Below are 16,389 nucleotides of genomic sequence, written 5' to 3'. Positions count from 1 at the left end.
GGATGTCTGGCGGCATGAGTGTAGCCCGTTTCGATCTCGGATCCCAGACATCGCTCAGCGATCGCTAAGTATAACCGTTTATGCGCCGATAAAGGCGCATATTGGTGGCTTATGGCGTGACGACGATCGCGACGCGGCGGTTTTCCGCGCGGCCGCTGGAGGTGCGGTTGTCGGCAACGGGATCGCGCTTGCCCATGCCGCGGGTTTCGATATTGGCGCGCGGAATGCCGACGCTGGCCAGCAGATCGGCCACCGCATCGGCGCGGCGCAGAGAGAGCTGGTCGTTATAGCTGTCTTCACCGTAGTTGTCGGTATGACCGTCCAGGCGGAACTTGGTGATGCCGACGCTCAGCAGCGCGCGGCCCATCTTCTGCACCGTCTCGGTGCTTTCCGGGTTCAGCTTGCCGATGTTGTTGCCGAACAGCACTTTATCCGACAGGCCGAACTCCCAGCCGTTATCGGTCAGTTTGAAGCCCTGCGATTGCAGCAGCGCGATCTGCTCGGGCGTCAGGCCCTGCGGTTTGCTCTGGCAGCCGGCGAGCGCCAGCAGGGCGACGAACACCATCGTCAGCAGTGAAAAACGACCTTTAAACAGTTGCTGTATCATAGTCAAAATCCCTAGTTCAAGTGTTATAGCCGGGGCTCTTATTTATGTATAGCCAGCCGCCAGCCTCCGTTATAACGATGCTTTGCCTGATACATCGCATCGTCAGCTTCGTGCAAAAGACCCTGAGGCGTCGACGCGTGATCAGGGTACAGCGCAATACCGATACTCAGAGAGGTAATGACCGCCTCGTCGTTCGGCAAAATGACCGGTTGCGTCATGCAATCGATGATGTTGTCAGCGATCTGCAGGACATCTTCCGTGCCGTGTACCGGCGCCAGCAGCACGGCAAATTCATCCCCGCCCAGACGCGCGACCAGATCGGTCTCGCGCAGCTGCGCGCGAATGCGCCCGGCAATGGTGGTCAGCACCGCATCGCCTGCGGCGTGGCCATAACTGTCGTTCACCTCCTTGAAGCGATCGCCGTCGATAAACAGCACCGCCAATTTCGCCGGCGGTTCGATATCGCCCAGCGCCCGGCTCAGCCGCCCTTCGAAGAAGGCGCGGTTCGGCAATCCGGTCAGGCTGTCGTGCGTCGCCCGGTGAGCCAGCGAGTCGTTCTCCTGCTTCAGATGGGCCTGCCAGGCCTCCAGCTCGTCGAGCAAGCCGTTGAAATCGTTGCTGAGCTCATGCAGCTCGGCGATCGGCGCCGACGGCACCCGCAGGCCGAAGGTGCGATCGCGGCGCACCGCGTGCGCCACGTTGGCGATGTCGTCCAGCGAACTGACGATGCCGACCAGCATACGGCGCGACAACACCAGAGCGCACAGGGTGCTGAGCACCATGCAGGCGATCATGCCGACCAGGCCGCGCAACAGGAAACGCAACAGGCTGCCGCCGTTGCCGCTCAACCAGACCTGGCCGACCTGTTTGCCCCCGTGAGAAATAGGCAGGATGACCGGCTCGGGCAGCGCCCAGTGCGCAACCATCTGCTCCAGACCGTGCAGCGGGCTGTCGGAGGGATGGCGCCAGCTGGCCAGCATCTTGCCTTTATTATCCAGAATGCGCGCCTCCAGGATCTCTTCGTTGGAGGCGATCAGCATCAGCGCCTCACGCGCGGCGGCGCCGTCTTCAAACACCACGGCGGCCTCGACGGTATAGCTGATGGAGCGCGCGATCAGGTGCAGGTTGTGGTCGGCATAGGCGCGCAGCGCAAACAGCGCCACCAGCGTCAAAAAGATGCCGGCGGTGCCGACGGCGATCAGCGCCAGCCCAAGATGCACCCGCTGCAGCACTCGGCCCAGCGTCGGACGCGCATTGCCGGCGCGGTTTCTGTGCAACAGCCTCATAGCGGCGGCGCCTGTTTGCGTGCCAGCTGCAGCACGTTGGGGTGAACGCGCACGCCGCTGCGCGCCAGAGCGTCCAGGTTGACCTTGAAACTGGCCTGGTCCCCATCGATCTGCAGGCAAAATGCGCTGCCGGCGGAGCATTCGCTATCGTTCTCGCTGATGCTGAGAATGGAGTTGCCGGAAATGCGCTGCATGAAATTTTGTCTCTGCGCGGCGGTGATGTTCCCTAAGTAGATGACATCGCAGCCGGTACTCAGCGTTGGGCTGTCGAACGGCACACGCTCGGCTTTAATCGGACGCGGGGCGCTCAGCAGGATCGGATCGAACAGCCCTTCGGCATACTGGGTGGGTGCGGTCACGCACAAGCGGATCGGATTGGGTTCACGCGACCAGCGGGCGTAGCTGATGATGCCTACCACCACGGTCGTCACGGCGTGCGTGCGTTTTTGATAGGGATCATCGGCGGCGCGCGCAGGCCCGGACAACGTCAGCAGCACCAACAACACGATCAGCAGCAGGCGACCGATATTCAGACGTGCGCCAAGGAAGCCCGGCACGGGGCTTTTTGCGCAACGCATCGCTATCGCGGTCTTATTCGCCATCTTCACCCGCCATTCCGGCCTGATCCACCGCCCGCAGGCCGTGGCCTGACAAGGAAAAGTTCGGCCCGCTTGAAGGGACAATCGTTTTGCTGAAAGCTGTCAGTCGCACTGCCTAATGAACACTATCTCACCCATAATTGGCGCGGATTGTATTATAAGATGTCTTCGTTGGGCGCTTTATGTGCTGTTTTCTCGGAATTATCCTACTTATTTTTGATAGTATAAAAATGCCTACCCGGGTTTGCCACCGCTTTTCTGCAAAGTTGGCGCGTTTGGCCAGCTGTCAGGCGATTTGCGCAACGGCGGCGTCATCTCACAAATGCAATAATGTCATAGCTAATAATTAAAAATTATTTTACTTCTCTTATAAATGCCGGGGTGGCTAATAAAAATCCGGTGGCTGGAAATATCCCGTCGGCCTGATTTGTCAGCCAAAGTAAACGTTTTTTACCTGGCTCCCGTCATGGCGATACACTTCTTCTTCTACAGTATTGAATGGATGAGCGATTGCGCTGTCTATGGTAGATATCTGCGTCCGGGCCGTGCGCCCGGCTTTATTTTGTCCCGCTGCGCCGTGGCGCGGCGGTCACCGGGGAGCTGGGCGGCTCCTGCGGTCCAACCAGTGAGGAAAGAGCGAGGATGGTCAAGGTGGACAAGCGACGGCTGTTGGCAATGGGCCTGTGCCTGACGGCGTTTTCAGGCGCGGCGCTGGCGGATTCTCTGGATGCGCAACGTCAGCGCTACCAGCAGATCAAACAGGCGTGGGACGGCAATCAGATGGGCGTGGTGGCGCAGCTGATGCCGACGCTGCGCGATTATCCGCTTTATCCTTACCTGGAATACCGCGAGCTGACACAGGATCTGAGCCAGGCGGGGTTCTCCGAGGTGAACGACTTTATCAAACGCAACCCGACGCTGCCGCCGGCGAAATCACTGGCCCCGCGCTTCGTCAATGAGCTGGCGCGGCGCGAAGACTGGCGCACCCTGTTGGCCTTCAGCCCGCAGCCGCCCAAACCGGTGGCGGCGCGCTGCAACTATTACTACGCCAAGTGGGCCACCGGCGATCAGCAGGCGGCCTGGAGCGGCGCCGACGAACTGTGGCTGAACGGCAAAACGCTGCCGGGCGCCTGCGATCGGCTGTTCAGCGTCTGGCGCGGCGCAGGCAAGCAGACGCCGCTGGATATTCTGGCGCGCATGAAGCTGGCGTTGAAGGAGGGCAACAGTTCGCTGGTCAGCAACCTCTACAGCCAGCTGCCGGCCGACTACCAGACCATGGGCAACGCCCTGGTGCGCTTGCAAAACGATCCGACCACCGTGGAAGCCTTCGCCCGCAGCGTGGGGCCGACCGACTTTACCCGCGCCGCCACCGGCATCGCCTTTGAGCGCCTGGCGCGGCAGGATGTGGAAAACGCGCGGGCGATGATCCCGACGCTCGCGCGGCTGCAGAAAATGAGCGACGACGAGCGGCTGGGGCTGGAAGAGGCGGTGGCCTGGCGCCTGATGGGCAGCGATGCCACCTATGAACAGGCGCAGTGGCGCGATCGGGTGATTCTGCGCAGCCGTTCGCCTTCGCTGCTGGAGCGCCGGGTGCGCATGGCGTTGGGCAACGGCGATCGGCAGGGCGTGGCGACCTGGCTGGCCCGCCTGCCGGAAGCGTCGCGCAACAAGGATGAGTGGCGCTACTGGCGCGCCAGTCAGTTGATGGACGAAGGCAAACGCGCCGAAGGCGAGGAGATATTGCGTAACCTGATGACCGAACGCGGCTTCTATCCGATGGCGGCGGCGCAGAAGCTGAACGCCACTTACCCGGTGATGGTGGCGGTGGCGGCCAAGCCGCGCGCGTCGCTGGTCGACGGGCCGGAGGTTGCCCGGGTGCGCGAGCTGATGTACTGGAACATGGACAACCTGGCCCGCAGCGAGTGGGGCTCCTACGTCGCCAGCCGCAGCCGACCGGAACAAGAGGCGCTGGCGCGCTACGCCTTTGAGCAAAAATGGGCCGATCTGAGCGTGCAGGCGACCATCGTCGGCAAGCTGTGGGATCACCTGGAGGAACGCTTCCCGGTCGCCTGGCCGCAGGAGTTCCGCCGCGCCACCGATAACAAGGGGATCACCACCAGCTATGCGATGGCGATAGCGCGCCAGGAGAGCGCCTGGAATCCGAAGGCGCAGTCGCCGGTTGGCGCTTCCGGCCTGATGCAGGTGATGCCGAGCACCGCGCAGCATACGGTGCAGATGTTCAATATTCCCGGCTACGTCGGCCCGAGCCAGCTGTTCGATCCGCAGACCAACATCACCATCGGCACCAGCTATCTGGAGTCGGTCTATCAGCAGTTCGGCCGCAACCGGATCCTGTCGAGCGCCGCCTATAACGCCGGCCCGTCACGGGTGAACACCTGGCTGGGCAACAGCGCGGGGCGTATCGATCCGGTGGCGTTCATCGAAAGCATTCCGTTCTCGGAAACCCGCGGCTACGTCAAGAATGTGCTGGCCTACGATGCGTTTTACCGCTATCTGACGCACCGGCCGGCCAAGGTGCTGACCGACGCCGAGTGGCAGAGACGTTATTGATTTTGACGGCCCTATGGTATGCTGCTGTACTAGTTAAATAGTATGGTGGCTGCCATGACGCAATTATCGTTAAACGACCCCGCTCTTTCAGAACAAGGCAATGAGGATTGGCTGCGCTTCGTCGCGCTGCTGCAGAATTCGTTTGCGCAAGAGCTGCATCAACCGCTGCTGCAGCTGATGCTGACGCCGGACGAGCGCACCGCGCTGGGCACCCGGGTGCGGATCATTCAGGAACTGATGCGCGGCGAGATGAGCCAGCGCGAGCTGAAAAATGAACTGGGCGCGGGGATCGCCACCATCACCCGCGGCTCGAACAGCCTGAAAGCGGCTTCACCCGAGCTGAAACAGTGGCTTGAGCAGCAGCTGTTGCACGACGCGCCCTAGCGGGATCGGTGCTATTGCTGATAGATGGCGTTGTGAAACGGCACCAGCGCCAGCAGCAGCGCCTGGTGGTAAACGCTGGTGCGGCTCAGCCGGCCGTCGGTGAAGACGCCGATGGCGCCGCCCTGGCGCTTCACCTCGGCATTGCCGGTGATCGCCGCCATTTCGCTGCCCAATTCGCGACCGGCGCGAATACCTTGTAAGATGACTTCCGGCAGCATCAGGCTCGCCGAGCGGGATTCGCCGCGGATGTGCGGGTTCTCGATGGTCATCCAGGCGAAGGTCATATTCTCTTCAATCCCGGCTTCCACGCCGACCCAAAAATCGGCCTCGGGTCTGACCTGGCGCGCTTCCATGACGCGTTGACGCGAACCGGTGCGGGTTTCGTGGTTGCCTATCGGCTGCAGCGAGACGCCGCTGGCGACGTCAACGGATTCAATGCGGTATTGGTTCGCGCCAAAGACGTCATCGAAGGCCAGTTGAATAGCCTTGATCTTTGCCGGGTTGGTAGTTGCAGCGACAACATGGTACATAACGGGTTTGATATCCTTCTGGCCGATACACCGGGCAGCGGCAAAAGCGCCGCCGGGCCGGGGATAAACGCAAATTTCACGCAGTATAACGGAAAACAAAAATGTTACAGGTATACCTCGTTCGCCATGGCGAAACGGAATGGAACGCGGCTCGCCGCATCCAGGGTCAGTCCGACAGCCCGTTAACCGCCATGGGTGAACACCAGGCCCGTCTGGTCGCCAGGCGCGTCAGCAAGGAAGGCATTACGCACATCATTACCAGCGATCTGGGGCGCACGCGCCGCACCGCGCAGATCATCGCCGAAGCCTGTGGCTGCGAAGTGATAGGCGATCCGCGTTTGCGTGAGCTGCACATGGGGGTTCTGGAAGAACGCCTGATCGACAGTTTGACGCCGCAGGAAGAGCAGTGGCGCAAACAGATGGTCGATGGTACTCCTGACGGCCGTATCCCTCAAGGCGAATCCATGGAGGAGCTGGGCGAGCGCATGCGCGCCGCGCTGGAGAGCTGCCTGATGCTGCCTGAAGGCAGCAAGCCGCTGCTCGTCAGCCATGGCATCGCGTTGGGGTGTTTGATCAGTACGGTGCTGGGGTTGCCGGCCTATGCGGAACGCCGTTTGCGCTTGCGCAACTGTTCACTGTCGCGCGTCGATCACCAGCAGAGCCCGTGGCTGGCTTCCGGCTGGATCGTGGAGACGGCGGGCGATGTCACGCATCTGGACATGCCCGCGTTGGACGAACTGCAGCGTTAACGCCGAATCGGGATCAGGTAATCGCACTTGATCTCGATAGGTGCCTGATGCGGACGGCGCTCGCCTTTCGGGTAGAAGCGTTCGATGTCGTGCCCTTTGCGGCGCGTCAGCTGGAGCGCCGGCAGGCAGGTGCCGTAGACCGTCAGAATAAAGTCTTGCAGGCCCTCAGTGGGTCCTTCGTAGCTGAACATCGCAAACTCACCGCCCGGCAACACCAGCGGCTGGCCTTCCTGCGCCTTGTCAGGCACCTGATCCGGCTCCAGCGCCGTGGTGTACAGCACTTCCTGTTCGTCGTCCTTCTCCTGGCTCGGCCGCGAGTGGTGCAGCCCGTACAGCACCGGCGGCAGGGTTTCGACGTCACCGAGGAACTGGCGCCAGAACTGCGAGCGCAGCTCGGTGCGCACGGTGGTGATCTGTTCCAGCGTACAGGAGTAGCTTTGGGTCAGGCCGACCAGGCGCTTGTCCGGCAGCGAGACGAATTCCGGCTGCGGCAGGGTAAAAGCCCCCAGACGGATCGGCGGGCAGATGCCGAATGCGTTCCAGTCTTCGGCGCGGCGGTACAGCGCCGGCGTTTGCGCAAACTGTTTTTTGAAGGCGCGGGTGAAGGTCTGCTGCGAGTCGAAGCGATACTGCAGGGCGATATCCAAAATCGGCCGGCTGGTCAAACGCAGCGCGACGGCGGCTTTGGACAGCCTTCTTGCCCGGATGTAAGCACCGATGGCATTACCGGTAATATCTTTGAACATCCGTTGCAGATGCCATTTGGAGTAGCCGGCCTTGGCCGCCACGTTATCCAGCGACAAGGGTTGGTCCAAATGGCTTTCCAGCCAGCTAAGCAGATCACGAATGATACCGGCTTGATCCATAGATCTTCCTCGTAAAGCTTGGGGGTAGGAACCCGAACTGTTGATTCGTCACGCTGGTGCTGCGCTATCAGACCGATCCATGAGCCATTATGCGTTGCACTCTTTGCCTCTGCTGCGCTTGCCGCGCCAGAGTTGGATTGGGGTACACCGTAGTGGGCGCAAAGAAATAACGACGCCGCATCATAGCAATTTTTTTACTCCGCGACTCTCAAAGATTTTTGTCACGCTCTGTGCTAAAACGGTCGGTGCGGACCCGTAAAAAACCGATTCCGTGAGCTTAGACATAAATAATGGCGATCGCCGAACCTATTTTTGCGGCAAGGTTATATCGGAGTTAAGTAAATGAAAAAAGGCTGGATATTTTTATTCGGTTTGGTTTGCGCAACCGTTGGCAGCGCGCAGGCGGAGCAGGTGGGCTCCGTTGATACCGTGTTTAAATTGTTGGGGCCGGACCACAAAATCGTGGTGGAAGCGTTCGACGATCCGGATGTTAAAAATGTAACTTGTTATATCAGCCGCGCCAAAACCGGCGGCATCAAAGGCGGTCTGGGGCTGGCGGAAGACACCGCCGACGCGGCCATTTCCTGCCAGCAGGTGGGGCCTATCGAGCTGAGCGACAAGATCAAAAACGGCAAGTCGGAAGGTGAGGTGGTATTCCAGAAACGCACCTCGCTGGTGTTCAAGAAGCTGCAGGTGGTGCGCTTCTACGACGCCAAGCGCAATTCGCTGATTTACCTGAGCTACTCCGACAAGGTGATCGACGGTTCGCCGAAGAACGCGCTGAGCGCGGTGCCGATCATGCCGTGGGCCGAGACGAAATAAAAAAACGGGGTTCAGCATGCTGAACCCCGTTTTCATGACGGCAGGCCGGAATTACTCTTCCAGATCGCCGCAGAAGCGGTAGCCTTCGCCGTGAATGGTGGCGATGATTTCCGGCGTGTCCGGCGTCGATTCGAAGTGTTTGCGAATGCGACGGATGGTGACGTCCACGGTGCGGTCATGCGGCTTCAGCTCGCGGCCGGTCATTTTCTTCAGCAGTTCGCCGCGGGACTGGATCTTGCCTGGGTTTTCGCAGAAGTGCAGCATGGCGCGGAATTCGCTGCGCGGCAGCTTGTACTGTTCGCCGGCCGGGCTGATCAGCGAGCGGCTGTTGATGTCCAGCTCCCAACCGTTGAACTTGTAGCTCTCGACCAGGCGGCGCTCTTCGCCGAGGCTGCCCAGGTTCATGGTGCGCGACAGCAGGTTGCGCGCGCGGATGGTCAGCTCACGCGGGTTGAACGGCTTGGTGATGTAATCGTCGGCGCCGATTTCCAGGCCGAGGATTTTGTCCACTTCGTTATCGCGACCGGTCAGGAACATCAAGGCGACGCTGGCCTGTTCACGCAGTTCGCGCGCCAACAGCAGGCCGTTTTTGCCTGGCAGGTTGATGTCCATGATGACCAGATTGATATCATTTTCAGACAGGATATTGTGCATCTCTGCACCATCATTGGCTTCATGAACAATGTAGCCTTCCGCCTCGAAAATGCTCTTCAGGGTGTTACGAGTGACTAACTCGTCTTCGACAATCAGAATGTGCGGGGTCTGCATATTTGCTACCTAAAATTGCCAACAAAATAGAAAATAGGAAGTACAGAAGTCTTTGTTTTCTTAGAGGAGGGCAGAGATAGCGCCACGTTCCCTCTCAGCAAATGACTAAAGTACGTAAACTCGTTCTTGATGCACTTTCCATCTCATGTCAACAAGATCGCTAGCCTGGTGGGGATGCTGTTCCCTACAACCCCTGGGGTGCCAAATTGGCGCATATCCTAACCCCATTAACAGCAATATAACAGCGCGTGCCGAATTCATCACCCAACAAAACTACGCTTTGTTGACATATATCAAATTCAATTGTAGCACGTTAACAGATTTGTGAAAAACACTTACAGAAATGCCAGTTTAAGTCACAGAACCTCAAATTCTGTGAACGATTCAGCATTATCCGGCCCGATAGGATACAATTATTCGCTTATTGATCATCGCCTTGTTTTAACTCATTGATAAATAAATGCAGTAAAACATAAGCACGAATAATGACTATTACGACGGGTTTATTAGCTCAACGAGCCGTTTAATCTTGTTTGTTGCTATTAACGCGTTTATTGTTACGCAATTGTAAATATAAGCGGGCGCTGCGCCATCGTCAAAAGTGCAGGCCTGCCTTCGGTGGAAGAGTGATGCAGCTTCATATTGTTTTAGTGGCTCCGGCGCGGCCGGAAAATGTCGGCGCGGCGGCGCGCGCGATGAAAACCATGGGCTTCACGTCGTTGCGCATCGTCGACAGCGAGGCGCACCTGCAGCCGGCGGCGCGCTGGGTGGCGCACGGAGCCGGCGAGATCCTCGACGGCGTGCAAACGTTCGCCACGCTGGAACTGGCGCTGGCGGACGTGGATTTCACCGTCGCCACCACCGCCCGCAGCCGCGCGCGTTTTCACTATTACTGCACGCCGCCCGAGCTGCTGGAACAGCTGAGCGAGCGCAAGCAGTGGGTCGGCCAGGCCGCGCTGGTGTTCGGCCGCGAAGATTCCGGCCTGACCAACGAAGAGCTGGCGCTGGCGGATTTGCTGACCGGCGTGCCGATGCAGGCGGACTATCCGTCGCTTAACCTGGGCCAGGCGGTGATGGTTTACTGCTACCAGCTGGCGAGCCTGATGGGCGTCAGCACGCCGCAGGAAACGGCGGCGTCGGAAGGGCAGCTCAAGGCGCTGCGCCGCCGCGCCGATGCCTTGTTGAACGCATTGGATGTCGGCGATGACCAAAAATTGCGCGACTGGCTGCACCAGCGGCTCGGCGCGCTGCAACAGCGCGATACGGCGATGTTGCATACGCTGCTGCACGACATCGAAAAAAAACTCGCCAAGTGATAGCGGCTCCATCAGACGGTTACCCAGCGTGATCCACTGGTAAATCGGCTTTAAGTTGTTTTTTTGTTCTGTCGTTTTGCTTTTCACCTGTTGCATCGCGCATTACCACCGCTGAACGGAAAATAAGCAAAAAAAAGAAATCGTTTGACTTGGGATAGCGATTGCTTTAACCAATAGAGGGGACAGAGTATTTCATGAGACAGACAGACAACATGCGCAACATCAGCCTGAAAACCACAATTATTACCACCACCGATACCACAGGTAACGGGGCGGGCTGACGCGCACAGGAAACACAGAAAAAAGCCCGCACCTAATCAGTGCGGGCTTTTTTTTCGGCTTAAATTCGGAGAGATCACACATGCGAGTGCTGAAATTTGGCGGAACCTCGGTGGCGAATGCAGAACGTTTTCTGCGCGTTGCCGACATCATGGAGAGTAATGCGCGTCAGGGACAGGTAGCCACGGTCTTGTCCGCCCCCGCAAAGATCACCAACCATCTGGTGGCGATGATCGACAAAACGGTGGCGGGCCAGGACATTCTGCCGAATATCAGCGACGCCGAGCGGATCTTTGCCGATCTGCTGAGCGGCCTGGCGCAGGCGCTGCCGGGCTTTGAATACGATCGCTTGAAAAGCGTGGTCGATCAGGAGTTCGCGCAGCTCAAACAGGTGCTGCACGGCGTTTCGCTGCTGGGGCAGTGCCCGGATAGCGTAAACGCGGCGATCATCTGCCGCGGCGAAAAGCTCTCCATCGCCATCATGGAAGGGGTGTTCCGCGCCAAGGGCTACCCGGTCACGGTGATCAACCCGGTGGAGAAACTGCTGGCGCAGGGCCACTACCTGGAGTCCACCGTGGACATCGCCGAGTCCACGCTGCGCATCGCCGCGGCGGCGATCCCGGCTGACCACATCGTGCTGATGGCTGGTTTCACCGCCGGTAACGACAAGGGCGAGCTGGTGGTGCTGGGCCGCAACGGCTCCGACTATTCCGCCGCCGTGCTGGCCGCCTGCCTGCGCGCCGACTGCTGCGAGATCTGGACCGACGTCGACGGCGTGTATACCTGCGATCCGCGCACCGTGCCGGACGCCAGGCTGCTGAAATCGATGTCGTATCAGGAGGCGATGGAACTCTCTTATTTCGGCGCCAAAGTGCTGCACCCTCGCACCATCACGCCGATTGCCCAATTCCAAATCCCTTGCCTGATTAAAAACACCTCCAACCCGCAGGCCCCCGGCACGCTGATCGGCAAAGACAGCACCGATGACGCGATGCCGGTGAAAGGCATCACCAACCTGAACAACATGGCGATGATCAACGTCTCCGGCCCGGGCATGAAAGGCATGGTTGGCATGGCCGCGCGGGTGTTCGCCGTGATGTCGCGCGCCGGCATTTCGGTGGTGCTGATCACCCAATCCTCTTCCGAATACAGCATCAGCTTCTGCGTGCCGCAGGGCGAACTGCTGCGCGCGCGCCGCGCGCTGGAGGAGGAGTTCTATCTGGAGTTGAAAGACGGCGTGCTGGATCCGCTGGACGTGATGGAACGCCTGGCGATCATCTCGGTAGTCGGCGACGGCATGCGCACCCTGCGCGGCATCTCCGCGCGCTTCTTCTCCGCGCTGGCGCGCGCCAACATCAATATCGTCGCCATCGCCCAGGGCTCTTCCGAGCGTTCAATCTCGGTGGTGGTCAGCAATGAATCCGCCACCACCGGCGTGCGTGTCAGTCACCAGATGCTGTTCAACACCGATCAGGTGATCGAAGTGTTCGTTATCGGCGTCGGCGGCGTCGGCGGAGCGCTGATCGAACAGATTTACCGCCAGCAGCCGTGGCTGAAGCAAAAGCATATCGACCTGCGGGTGTGCGGCATCGCCAACTCGCGCGTGATGCTGACCAACGTGCACGGCATTGCGCTGGACAGCTGGCGCGACGAACTGGCCGGCGCGCAGGAGCCGTTCAATCTCGGCCGCCTGATCCGGCTGGTGAAGGAGTATCACCTGCTGAATCCGGTGATCGTCGACTGCACTTCCAGCCAGGCGGTGGCCGATCAGTATGTGGATTTCCTGGCGGACGGTTTCCACGTGGTGACGCCGAACAAAAAGGCCAACACCTCGTCGATGAACTATTATCAGCAACTGCGCGCGGCCGCCGCCGGTTCGCACCGCAAGTTTCTCTACGACACCAACGTCGGCGCCGGTTTGCCGGTGATTGAGAACCTGCAAAACCTGCTGAACGCCGGCGATGAGCTAGTGCGCTTCTCCGGCATCCTGTCCGGCTCGCTGTCCTTTATCTTCGGCAAGCTGGATGAAGGGCTGTCGCTGTCGGCGGCGACCCTGCAGGCCCGGGCCAACGGCTACACCGAGCCGGATCCGCGCGACGATCTGTCCGGTATGGACGTGGCGCGCAAGCTGCTGATCCTGGCGCGCGAGGCCGGTTACAAGCTGGAGCTGAGCGATATCGAGGTCGAGTCGGTGCTGCCGCCGTCCTTCGACGCGTCGGGCGACGTGGATCAGTTCCTGGCGCGCCTGCCGGAGCTGGATAAAGAGTTCGCGCGCAACGTGGCCAACGCCGCCGAGCAAGGCAAGGTGCTGCGCTATGTCGGCCTGATCGACGAAGGCCGCTGCAAGGTGCGCATCGAGGCGGTGGACGGCAACGATCCGTTGTATAAAGTGAAGAATGGTGAGAACGCGCTGGCCTTCTACAGCCGCTACTATCAGCCACTGCCGCTGGTGCTGCGCGGCTACGGCGCCGGTAACGATGTGACCGCAGCGGGCGTGTTCGCCGATCTGCTGCGCACACTGTCATGGAAGTTGGGAGTTTAATATGGTTAAGGTGTATGCACCGGCCTCGATCGGTAACGTCAGCGTCGGTTTCGATGTGCTGGGCGCGGCGGTTTCGCCGATCGACGGCACGCTGCTGGGCGACTGCGTCAGCGTAGAAGCCGCCGAGACGTTCAGTTTGCAGAATGCCGGGCGCTTCGTCAGCAAGCTGCCGGCCGAGCCGAAAGAGAACATCGTTTATCAATGCTGGGAGCGCTTCTGCCAGGAGATCGGCCGCGAAGTGCCGGTGGCGATGCGGTTGGAAAAGAACATGCCGATCGGATCGGGGCTGGGCTCCAGCGCCTGTTCGGTGGTGGCCGGGCTGATGGCGATGAACGAATTCTGCGATCGCCCGCTGGATAAGACGACGCTGCTCGGCCTGATGGGCGAGCTGGAAGGCCGCATTTCCGGCAGCGTGCATTACGATAACGTGGCGCCATGCTACCTTGGCGGCCTGCAGCTGATGCTGGAAGAAGAAGGCATCATCAGCCAGGAGGTGCCGTGCTTCGACGATTGGCTGTGGGTCATGGCCTATCCGGGCATCAAGGTCTCCACCGCCGAAGCGCGCGCCATTTTACCCGCGCAATACCGTCGTCAGGATTGCATCAGCCACGGTCGCTATCTGGCCGGCTTTATCCATGCCTGCCACACCCGTCAGCCGCAGCTGGCCGCCAAATTGATGCAGGACGTGATCGCCGAACCGTACCGCACCCGGCTGCTGCCGGGCTTCGCCGAAGCGCGCAAGGCGGCGCAGGACATCGGCGCGCTGGCCTGCGGCATCTCCGGCTCCGGCCCGACGCTGTTCGCCGTCTGCAACGACGGCGCCACCGCGCAACGCATGGCCGCCTGGCTGCAACAACACTATCTGCAAAACGACGAAGGTTTTGTTCATATTTGCCGTCTGGATACCGCAGGCGCTCGACTACTGGGATAACGCATGAAACTGTACAACCTTAAGGATCACAACGAGCAGGTCAGCTTCGCGCAGGCGATCAAACAAGGCCTGGGCAAGCAGCAGGGGCTGTTCTTCCCGCTGGAGCTGCCGGAGTTCGAACTGACCGAGATCGACCAACTGCTGGAGCAGGACTTTGTCACCCGCAGCAGCCGCATTCTGTCGGCCTTTATCGGCGAAGAGGTACCGGAAGCGGCGCTGAAGAAACGCGTGCAGGCCGCTTTTGAGTTCCCGGCGCCGGTGGCGAAAGTGACCGAAGACGTCTCCTGCCTAGAGCTGTTCCACGGCCCGACGCTGGCGTTCAAAGACTTCGGCGGCCGCTTTATGGCGCAGATGCTGGCGGAAGTGGCCGGCGATCAGCCGGTGACCATTTTGACCGCCACCTCCGGCGACACCGGCGCCGCCGTGGCGCACGCCTTCTACGGCCTGAAAAACGTCCGGGTGGTGATCCTCTATCCGCAGGGCAAAATCAGTCCGCTGCAGGAGAAGCTGTTCTGTACTCTGGGCGGCAACATTCACACCGTAGCGATCGACGGCGACTTCGATGCTTGCCAGGCGCTGGTGAAGCAGGCGTTCGACGATCGGGAATTGAAGGACGCGCTGCACCTGAACTCGGCCAACTCGATCAACATCAGCCGCTTGCTGGCGCAGATCTGCTACTACTTCGAAGCGGTGGCGCAGCTGCCGCAGGAAGCACGCAATCAGCTGGTGATTTCGGTGCCGAGCGGCAACTTCGGCGATCTGACCGCCGGGCTGCTGGCCAAGTCGCTGGGCCTGCCGGTGAAGCGCTTTATTGCCGCCACCAACGCCAACGACACCGTGCCGCGCTTCCTGACCAGCGGCCAGTGGCAGCCGCACGCCACGGTCGCGACGCTGTCCAACGCCATGGACGTCAGCCAGCCGAACAACTGGCCGCGCGTGGAAGAGCTGTTCCGTCGTAAGGTCTGGCAGCTGAAAGAGCTGGGCCACGCGGCGGTCAGCGATGAGACCACCAAGGAAACGATGCGTGAACTGGCCGAGCTGGGTTATATCTCAGAACCGCACGCGGCCATTGCCTATCGCGCGCTGCGCGATCGGCTGCAGGAAGGGGAGTTCGGTCTGTTCCTCGGCACCGCACACCCGGCCAAGTTTAAAGAGAGCGTGGAAGCGATCCTCGGCCAGGAGCTGCCGTTGCCGAAAGCGCTGGCGCTGCGGGCCGATCTGCCGCTGCTGTCGCACACGCTGCCGGCCGGCTTTGCCGAGCTGCGCAAGTTCCTGATGGCGCTGCCGGCCTGAGGTTCGGCAGGCTAGAATGCGAAAAGCCGTCTTGCGACGGCTTTTTTTATGCCTGCTCCGGACGTTTGAACACCAGTTCATTGCCCTGCGAGGCGGCTTCGTCGAAGGCGTAGCCTTCCAGGTTGAAGTCCACCAGCTGCTCGCTGCGCGTCAGGCGATTTTTGATGATAAAGCGGCTCATCAACCCGCGCGCTTTCTTGGCGTAGAAGCTGATGACCTTGTACTTGCCGTTCTTCTCGTCGAGGAACACCGGTTTGATCAGCGCGCCGTGCAGTTTGGCCGGCTTCACCGCCTTGAAATACTCGTCGGACGCCAGGTTGACCACCACGTCGTCGCCCTGCTGCTCCAGCGCTTCGTTGAGTTTTTGGGTGATTTTATCGCCCCAGAAGCTGTACAGGTCTTTGCCTTTCGGGTTTTCAAGCCTGATGCCCATCTCCAGCCGGTACGGCATCATCAGATCGAGCGGGCGCAGCACGCCATACAGGCCGGACAGCATGCGCAGATGCTGCTGGGCGAAGTCGAAATCGGCTTCGCTGAAATCCTGCGCCTGCAGGCCGGTGTAAACGTCGCCCTTGAACGCCAGCAGCGCCTGACGGGCATTGTCCGGGGTAAATTTCGGCTGCCACTCGCTAAAGCGCGCGGCATTCAGCCCGGCCAGCTTGTCGCTGATGCTCATCAGGCTGGCGATTTGCGCCGGCGTCAGCTCGCGGCAAATTTTGATCAGCTGTTTCGACTTGTCCAGCATTTCGGGCTGCGTGAAGCGTTCTGTCGCCAGCGGGCTGTCGTAATCGAGAGTTTTTGCAGGGGAAATAATAACGAGCATGGCCAGATCCTGTTTATCCAAGT

16 protein-coding genes and 1 other annotated feature are annotated in these 16,389 nt (G+C 60.2%); of the genes, 9 read left to right on the top strand and 7 right to left on the bottom strand.

What is annotated here, in order from left to right; translation table 11 throughout:
* Positions 1-109 precede the first annotated feature (109 nt).
* From ACSBQQ_RS15410 to ACSBQQ_RS15400, 3 genes are read right to left on the bottom strand one after another with little or no spacing between them, the layout of a single operon-like run.
* The gene (locus ACSBQQ_RS15410) at positions 110-607 is read right to left on the bottom strand and encodes an OmpA family protein (protein WP_033649136.1); all 498 of its coding nucleotides are present in this window, start codon (positions 605-607) and stop codon (positions 110-112) included.
* A gap of 38 nt (positions 608-645) precedes the next feature.
* The gene (locus ACSBQQ_RS15405; protein WP_033649137.1) at positions 646-1,893 is read right to left on the bottom strand and encodes a diguanylate cyclase domain-containing protein; all 1,248 of its coding nucleotides are present in this window, start codon (positions 1,891-1,893) and stop codon (positions 646-648) included.
* Positions 1,890-2,501, bottom strand: a complete 612-nt coding sequence (locus ACSBQQ_RS15400; RefSeq protein ID WP_369783288.1) for a YfiR family protein — start codon at positions 2,499-2,501, stop codon at positions 1,890-1,892. The genes ACSBQQ_RS15405 and ACSBQQ_RS15400 overlap by 4 nt, the downstream gene beginning before the upstream one ends.
* Before the next feature lie 633 nt (positions 2,502-3,134).
* Here ACSBQQ_RS15400 and sltY point away from each other — a divergent pair.
* Positions 3,135-5,063 carry a murein transglycosylase gene (sltY, locus tag ACSBQQ_RS15395; protein WP_060428669.1) on the top strand — a complete coding sequence of 643 codons (1,929 nt, stop codon included), beginning with the start codon at positions 3,135-3,137 and terminating at the stop codon, positions 5,061-5,063.
* A 54-nt stretch (positions 5,064-5,117) separates the two neighbouring features.
* The gene (gene trpR, locus ACSBQQ_RS15390) at positions 5,118-5,447 is read left to right on the top strand and encodes a trp operon repressor (RefSeq protein WP_004933017.1); all 330 of its coding nucleotides are present in this window, start codon (positions 5,118-5,120) and stop codon (positions 5,445-5,447) included.
* Between the two features lie 11 nt (positions 5,448-5,458).
* Here trpR and yjjX read toward each other — a convergent pair whose 3' ends face one another.
* A complete protein-coding gene (gene yjjX / locus ACSBQQ_RS15385; protein WP_033637040.1) occupies positions 5,459-5,977 on the bottom strand; it encodes an inosine/xanthosine triphosphatase in 519 nt (172 codons plus the stop codon).
* A gap of 101 nt (positions 5,978-6,078) precedes the next feature.
* Between yjjX and gpmB the strand changes: the two genes are divergently transcribed.
* Positions 6,079-6,726 carry a 2,3-diphosphoglycerate-dependent phosphoglycerate mutase GpmB gene (gpmB, locus tag ACSBQQ_RS15380; RefSeq protein ID WP_025305227.1) on the top strand — a complete coding sequence of 216 codons (648 nt, stop codon included), beginning with the start codon at positions 6,079-6,081 and terminating at the stop codon, positions 6,724-6,726.
* On the opposite strand, the gene robA is transcribed toward gpmB, so the two are convergent.
* Positions 6,723-7,592 carry an MDR efflux pump AcrAB transcriptional activator RobA gene (gene robA / locus ACSBQQ_RS15375; protein WP_033637041.1) on the bottom strand — a complete coding sequence of 290 codons (870 nt, stop codon included), beginning with the start codon at positions 7,590-7,592 and terminating at the stop codon, positions 6,723-6,725. The two genes, gpmB and robA, sit on opposite strands and share 4 nt — an antisense overlap.
* A gap of 342 nt (positions 7,593-7,934) precedes the next feature.
* On the opposite strand from robA, the gene creA reads away from it, so the two are divergent.
* Positions 7,935-8,414 (top strand): protein CreA, encoded by a 480-nt coding sequence (creA, locus tag ACSBQQ_RS15370; protein ID WP_033637043.1) that lies wholly within the window; start codon positions 7,935-7,937, stop codon positions 8,412-8,414.
* Between the two features lie 51 nt (positions 8,415-8,465).
* Here the strand turns inward: creA and arcA are convergent, their stop codons facing one another.
* The gene (arcA, locus tag ACSBQQ_RS15365) at positions 8,466-9,182 is read right to left on the bottom strand and encodes a two-component system response regulator ArcA (protein ID WP_004933003.1); all 717 of its coding nucleotides are present in this window, start codon (positions 9,180-9,182) and stop codon (positions 8,466-8,468) included.
* Between the two features lie 629 nt (positions 9,183-9,811).
* Here arcA and ACSBQQ_RS15360 point away from each other — a divergent pair.
* The 5 genes from ACSBQQ_RS15360 to thrC all read left to right on the top strand — a co-directional run bounded on the left by ACSBQQ_RS15360 (position 9,812) and on the right by thrC (position 15,543).
* Positions 9,812-10,498, top strand: coding sequence for a tRNA/rRNA methyltransferase (locus tag ACSBQQ_RS15360; protein WP_033652888.1), 687 nt, complete (start codon positions 9,812-9,814; stop codon positions 10,496-10,498).
* 194 nt (positions 10,499-10,692) lie between these two features.
* On the top strand, positions 10,693-10,779 hold the full coding sequence (gene thrL, locus ACSBQQ_RS15355; protein ID WP_071525951.1) for a thr operon leader peptide: 87 nt from the start codon (positions 10,693-10,695) through the stop codon (positions 10,777-10,779).
* Positions 10,718-10,835 (top strand) — a sequence feature (Thr leader region). It overlaps the preceding gene by 62 nt.
* Before the next feature lie 24 nt (positions 10,836-10,859).
* The gene (gene thrA / locus ACSBQQ_RS15350) at positions 10,860-13,319 is read left to right on the top strand and encodes a bifunctional aspartate kinase/homoserine dehydrogenase I (protein ID WP_041033169.1); all 2,460 of its coding nucleotides are present in this window, start codon (positions 10,860-10,862) and stop codon (positions 13,317-13,319) included.
* Between the two features lies 1 nt (position 13,320).
* Complete coding sequence (gene thrB, locus ACSBQQ_RS15345) at positions 13,321-14,250, top strand: homoserine kinase (RefSeq protein WP_016929148.1); 930 nt, start codon at positions 13,321-13,323, stop codon at positions 14,248-14,250.
* 3 nt (positions 14,251-14,253) lie between these two features.
* Complete coding sequence (gene thrC, locus ACSBQQ_RS15340) at positions 14,254-15,543, top strand: threonine synthase (protein WP_033649143.1); 1,290 nt, start codon at positions 14,254-14,256, stop codon at positions 15,541-15,543.
* A 46-nt stretch (positions 15,544-15,589) separates the two neighbouring features.
* On the opposite strand, the gene yaaA is transcribed toward thrC, so the two are convergent.
* Complete coding sequence (yaaA, locus tag ACSBQQ_RS15335; protein ID WP_033638662.1) at positions 15,590-16,366, bottom strand: peroxide stress protein YaaA; 777 nt, start codon at positions 16,364-16,366, stop codon at positions 15,590-15,592.
* Positions 16,367-16,389: the final 23 nt, after the last annotated feature.

Origin of the sequence: Serratia sp. G204Y (assembly GCF_051172435.1) — a bacterium.
Taxonomy (GTDB): domain Bacteria; phylum Pseudomonadota; class Gammaproteobacteria; order Enterobacterales; family Enterobacteriaceae; genus Serratia; species Serratia sarumanii.
Note: the sequence above shows the minus strand (reverse complement) of the source record. Positions and strands in the feature narration are given on the sequence as shown.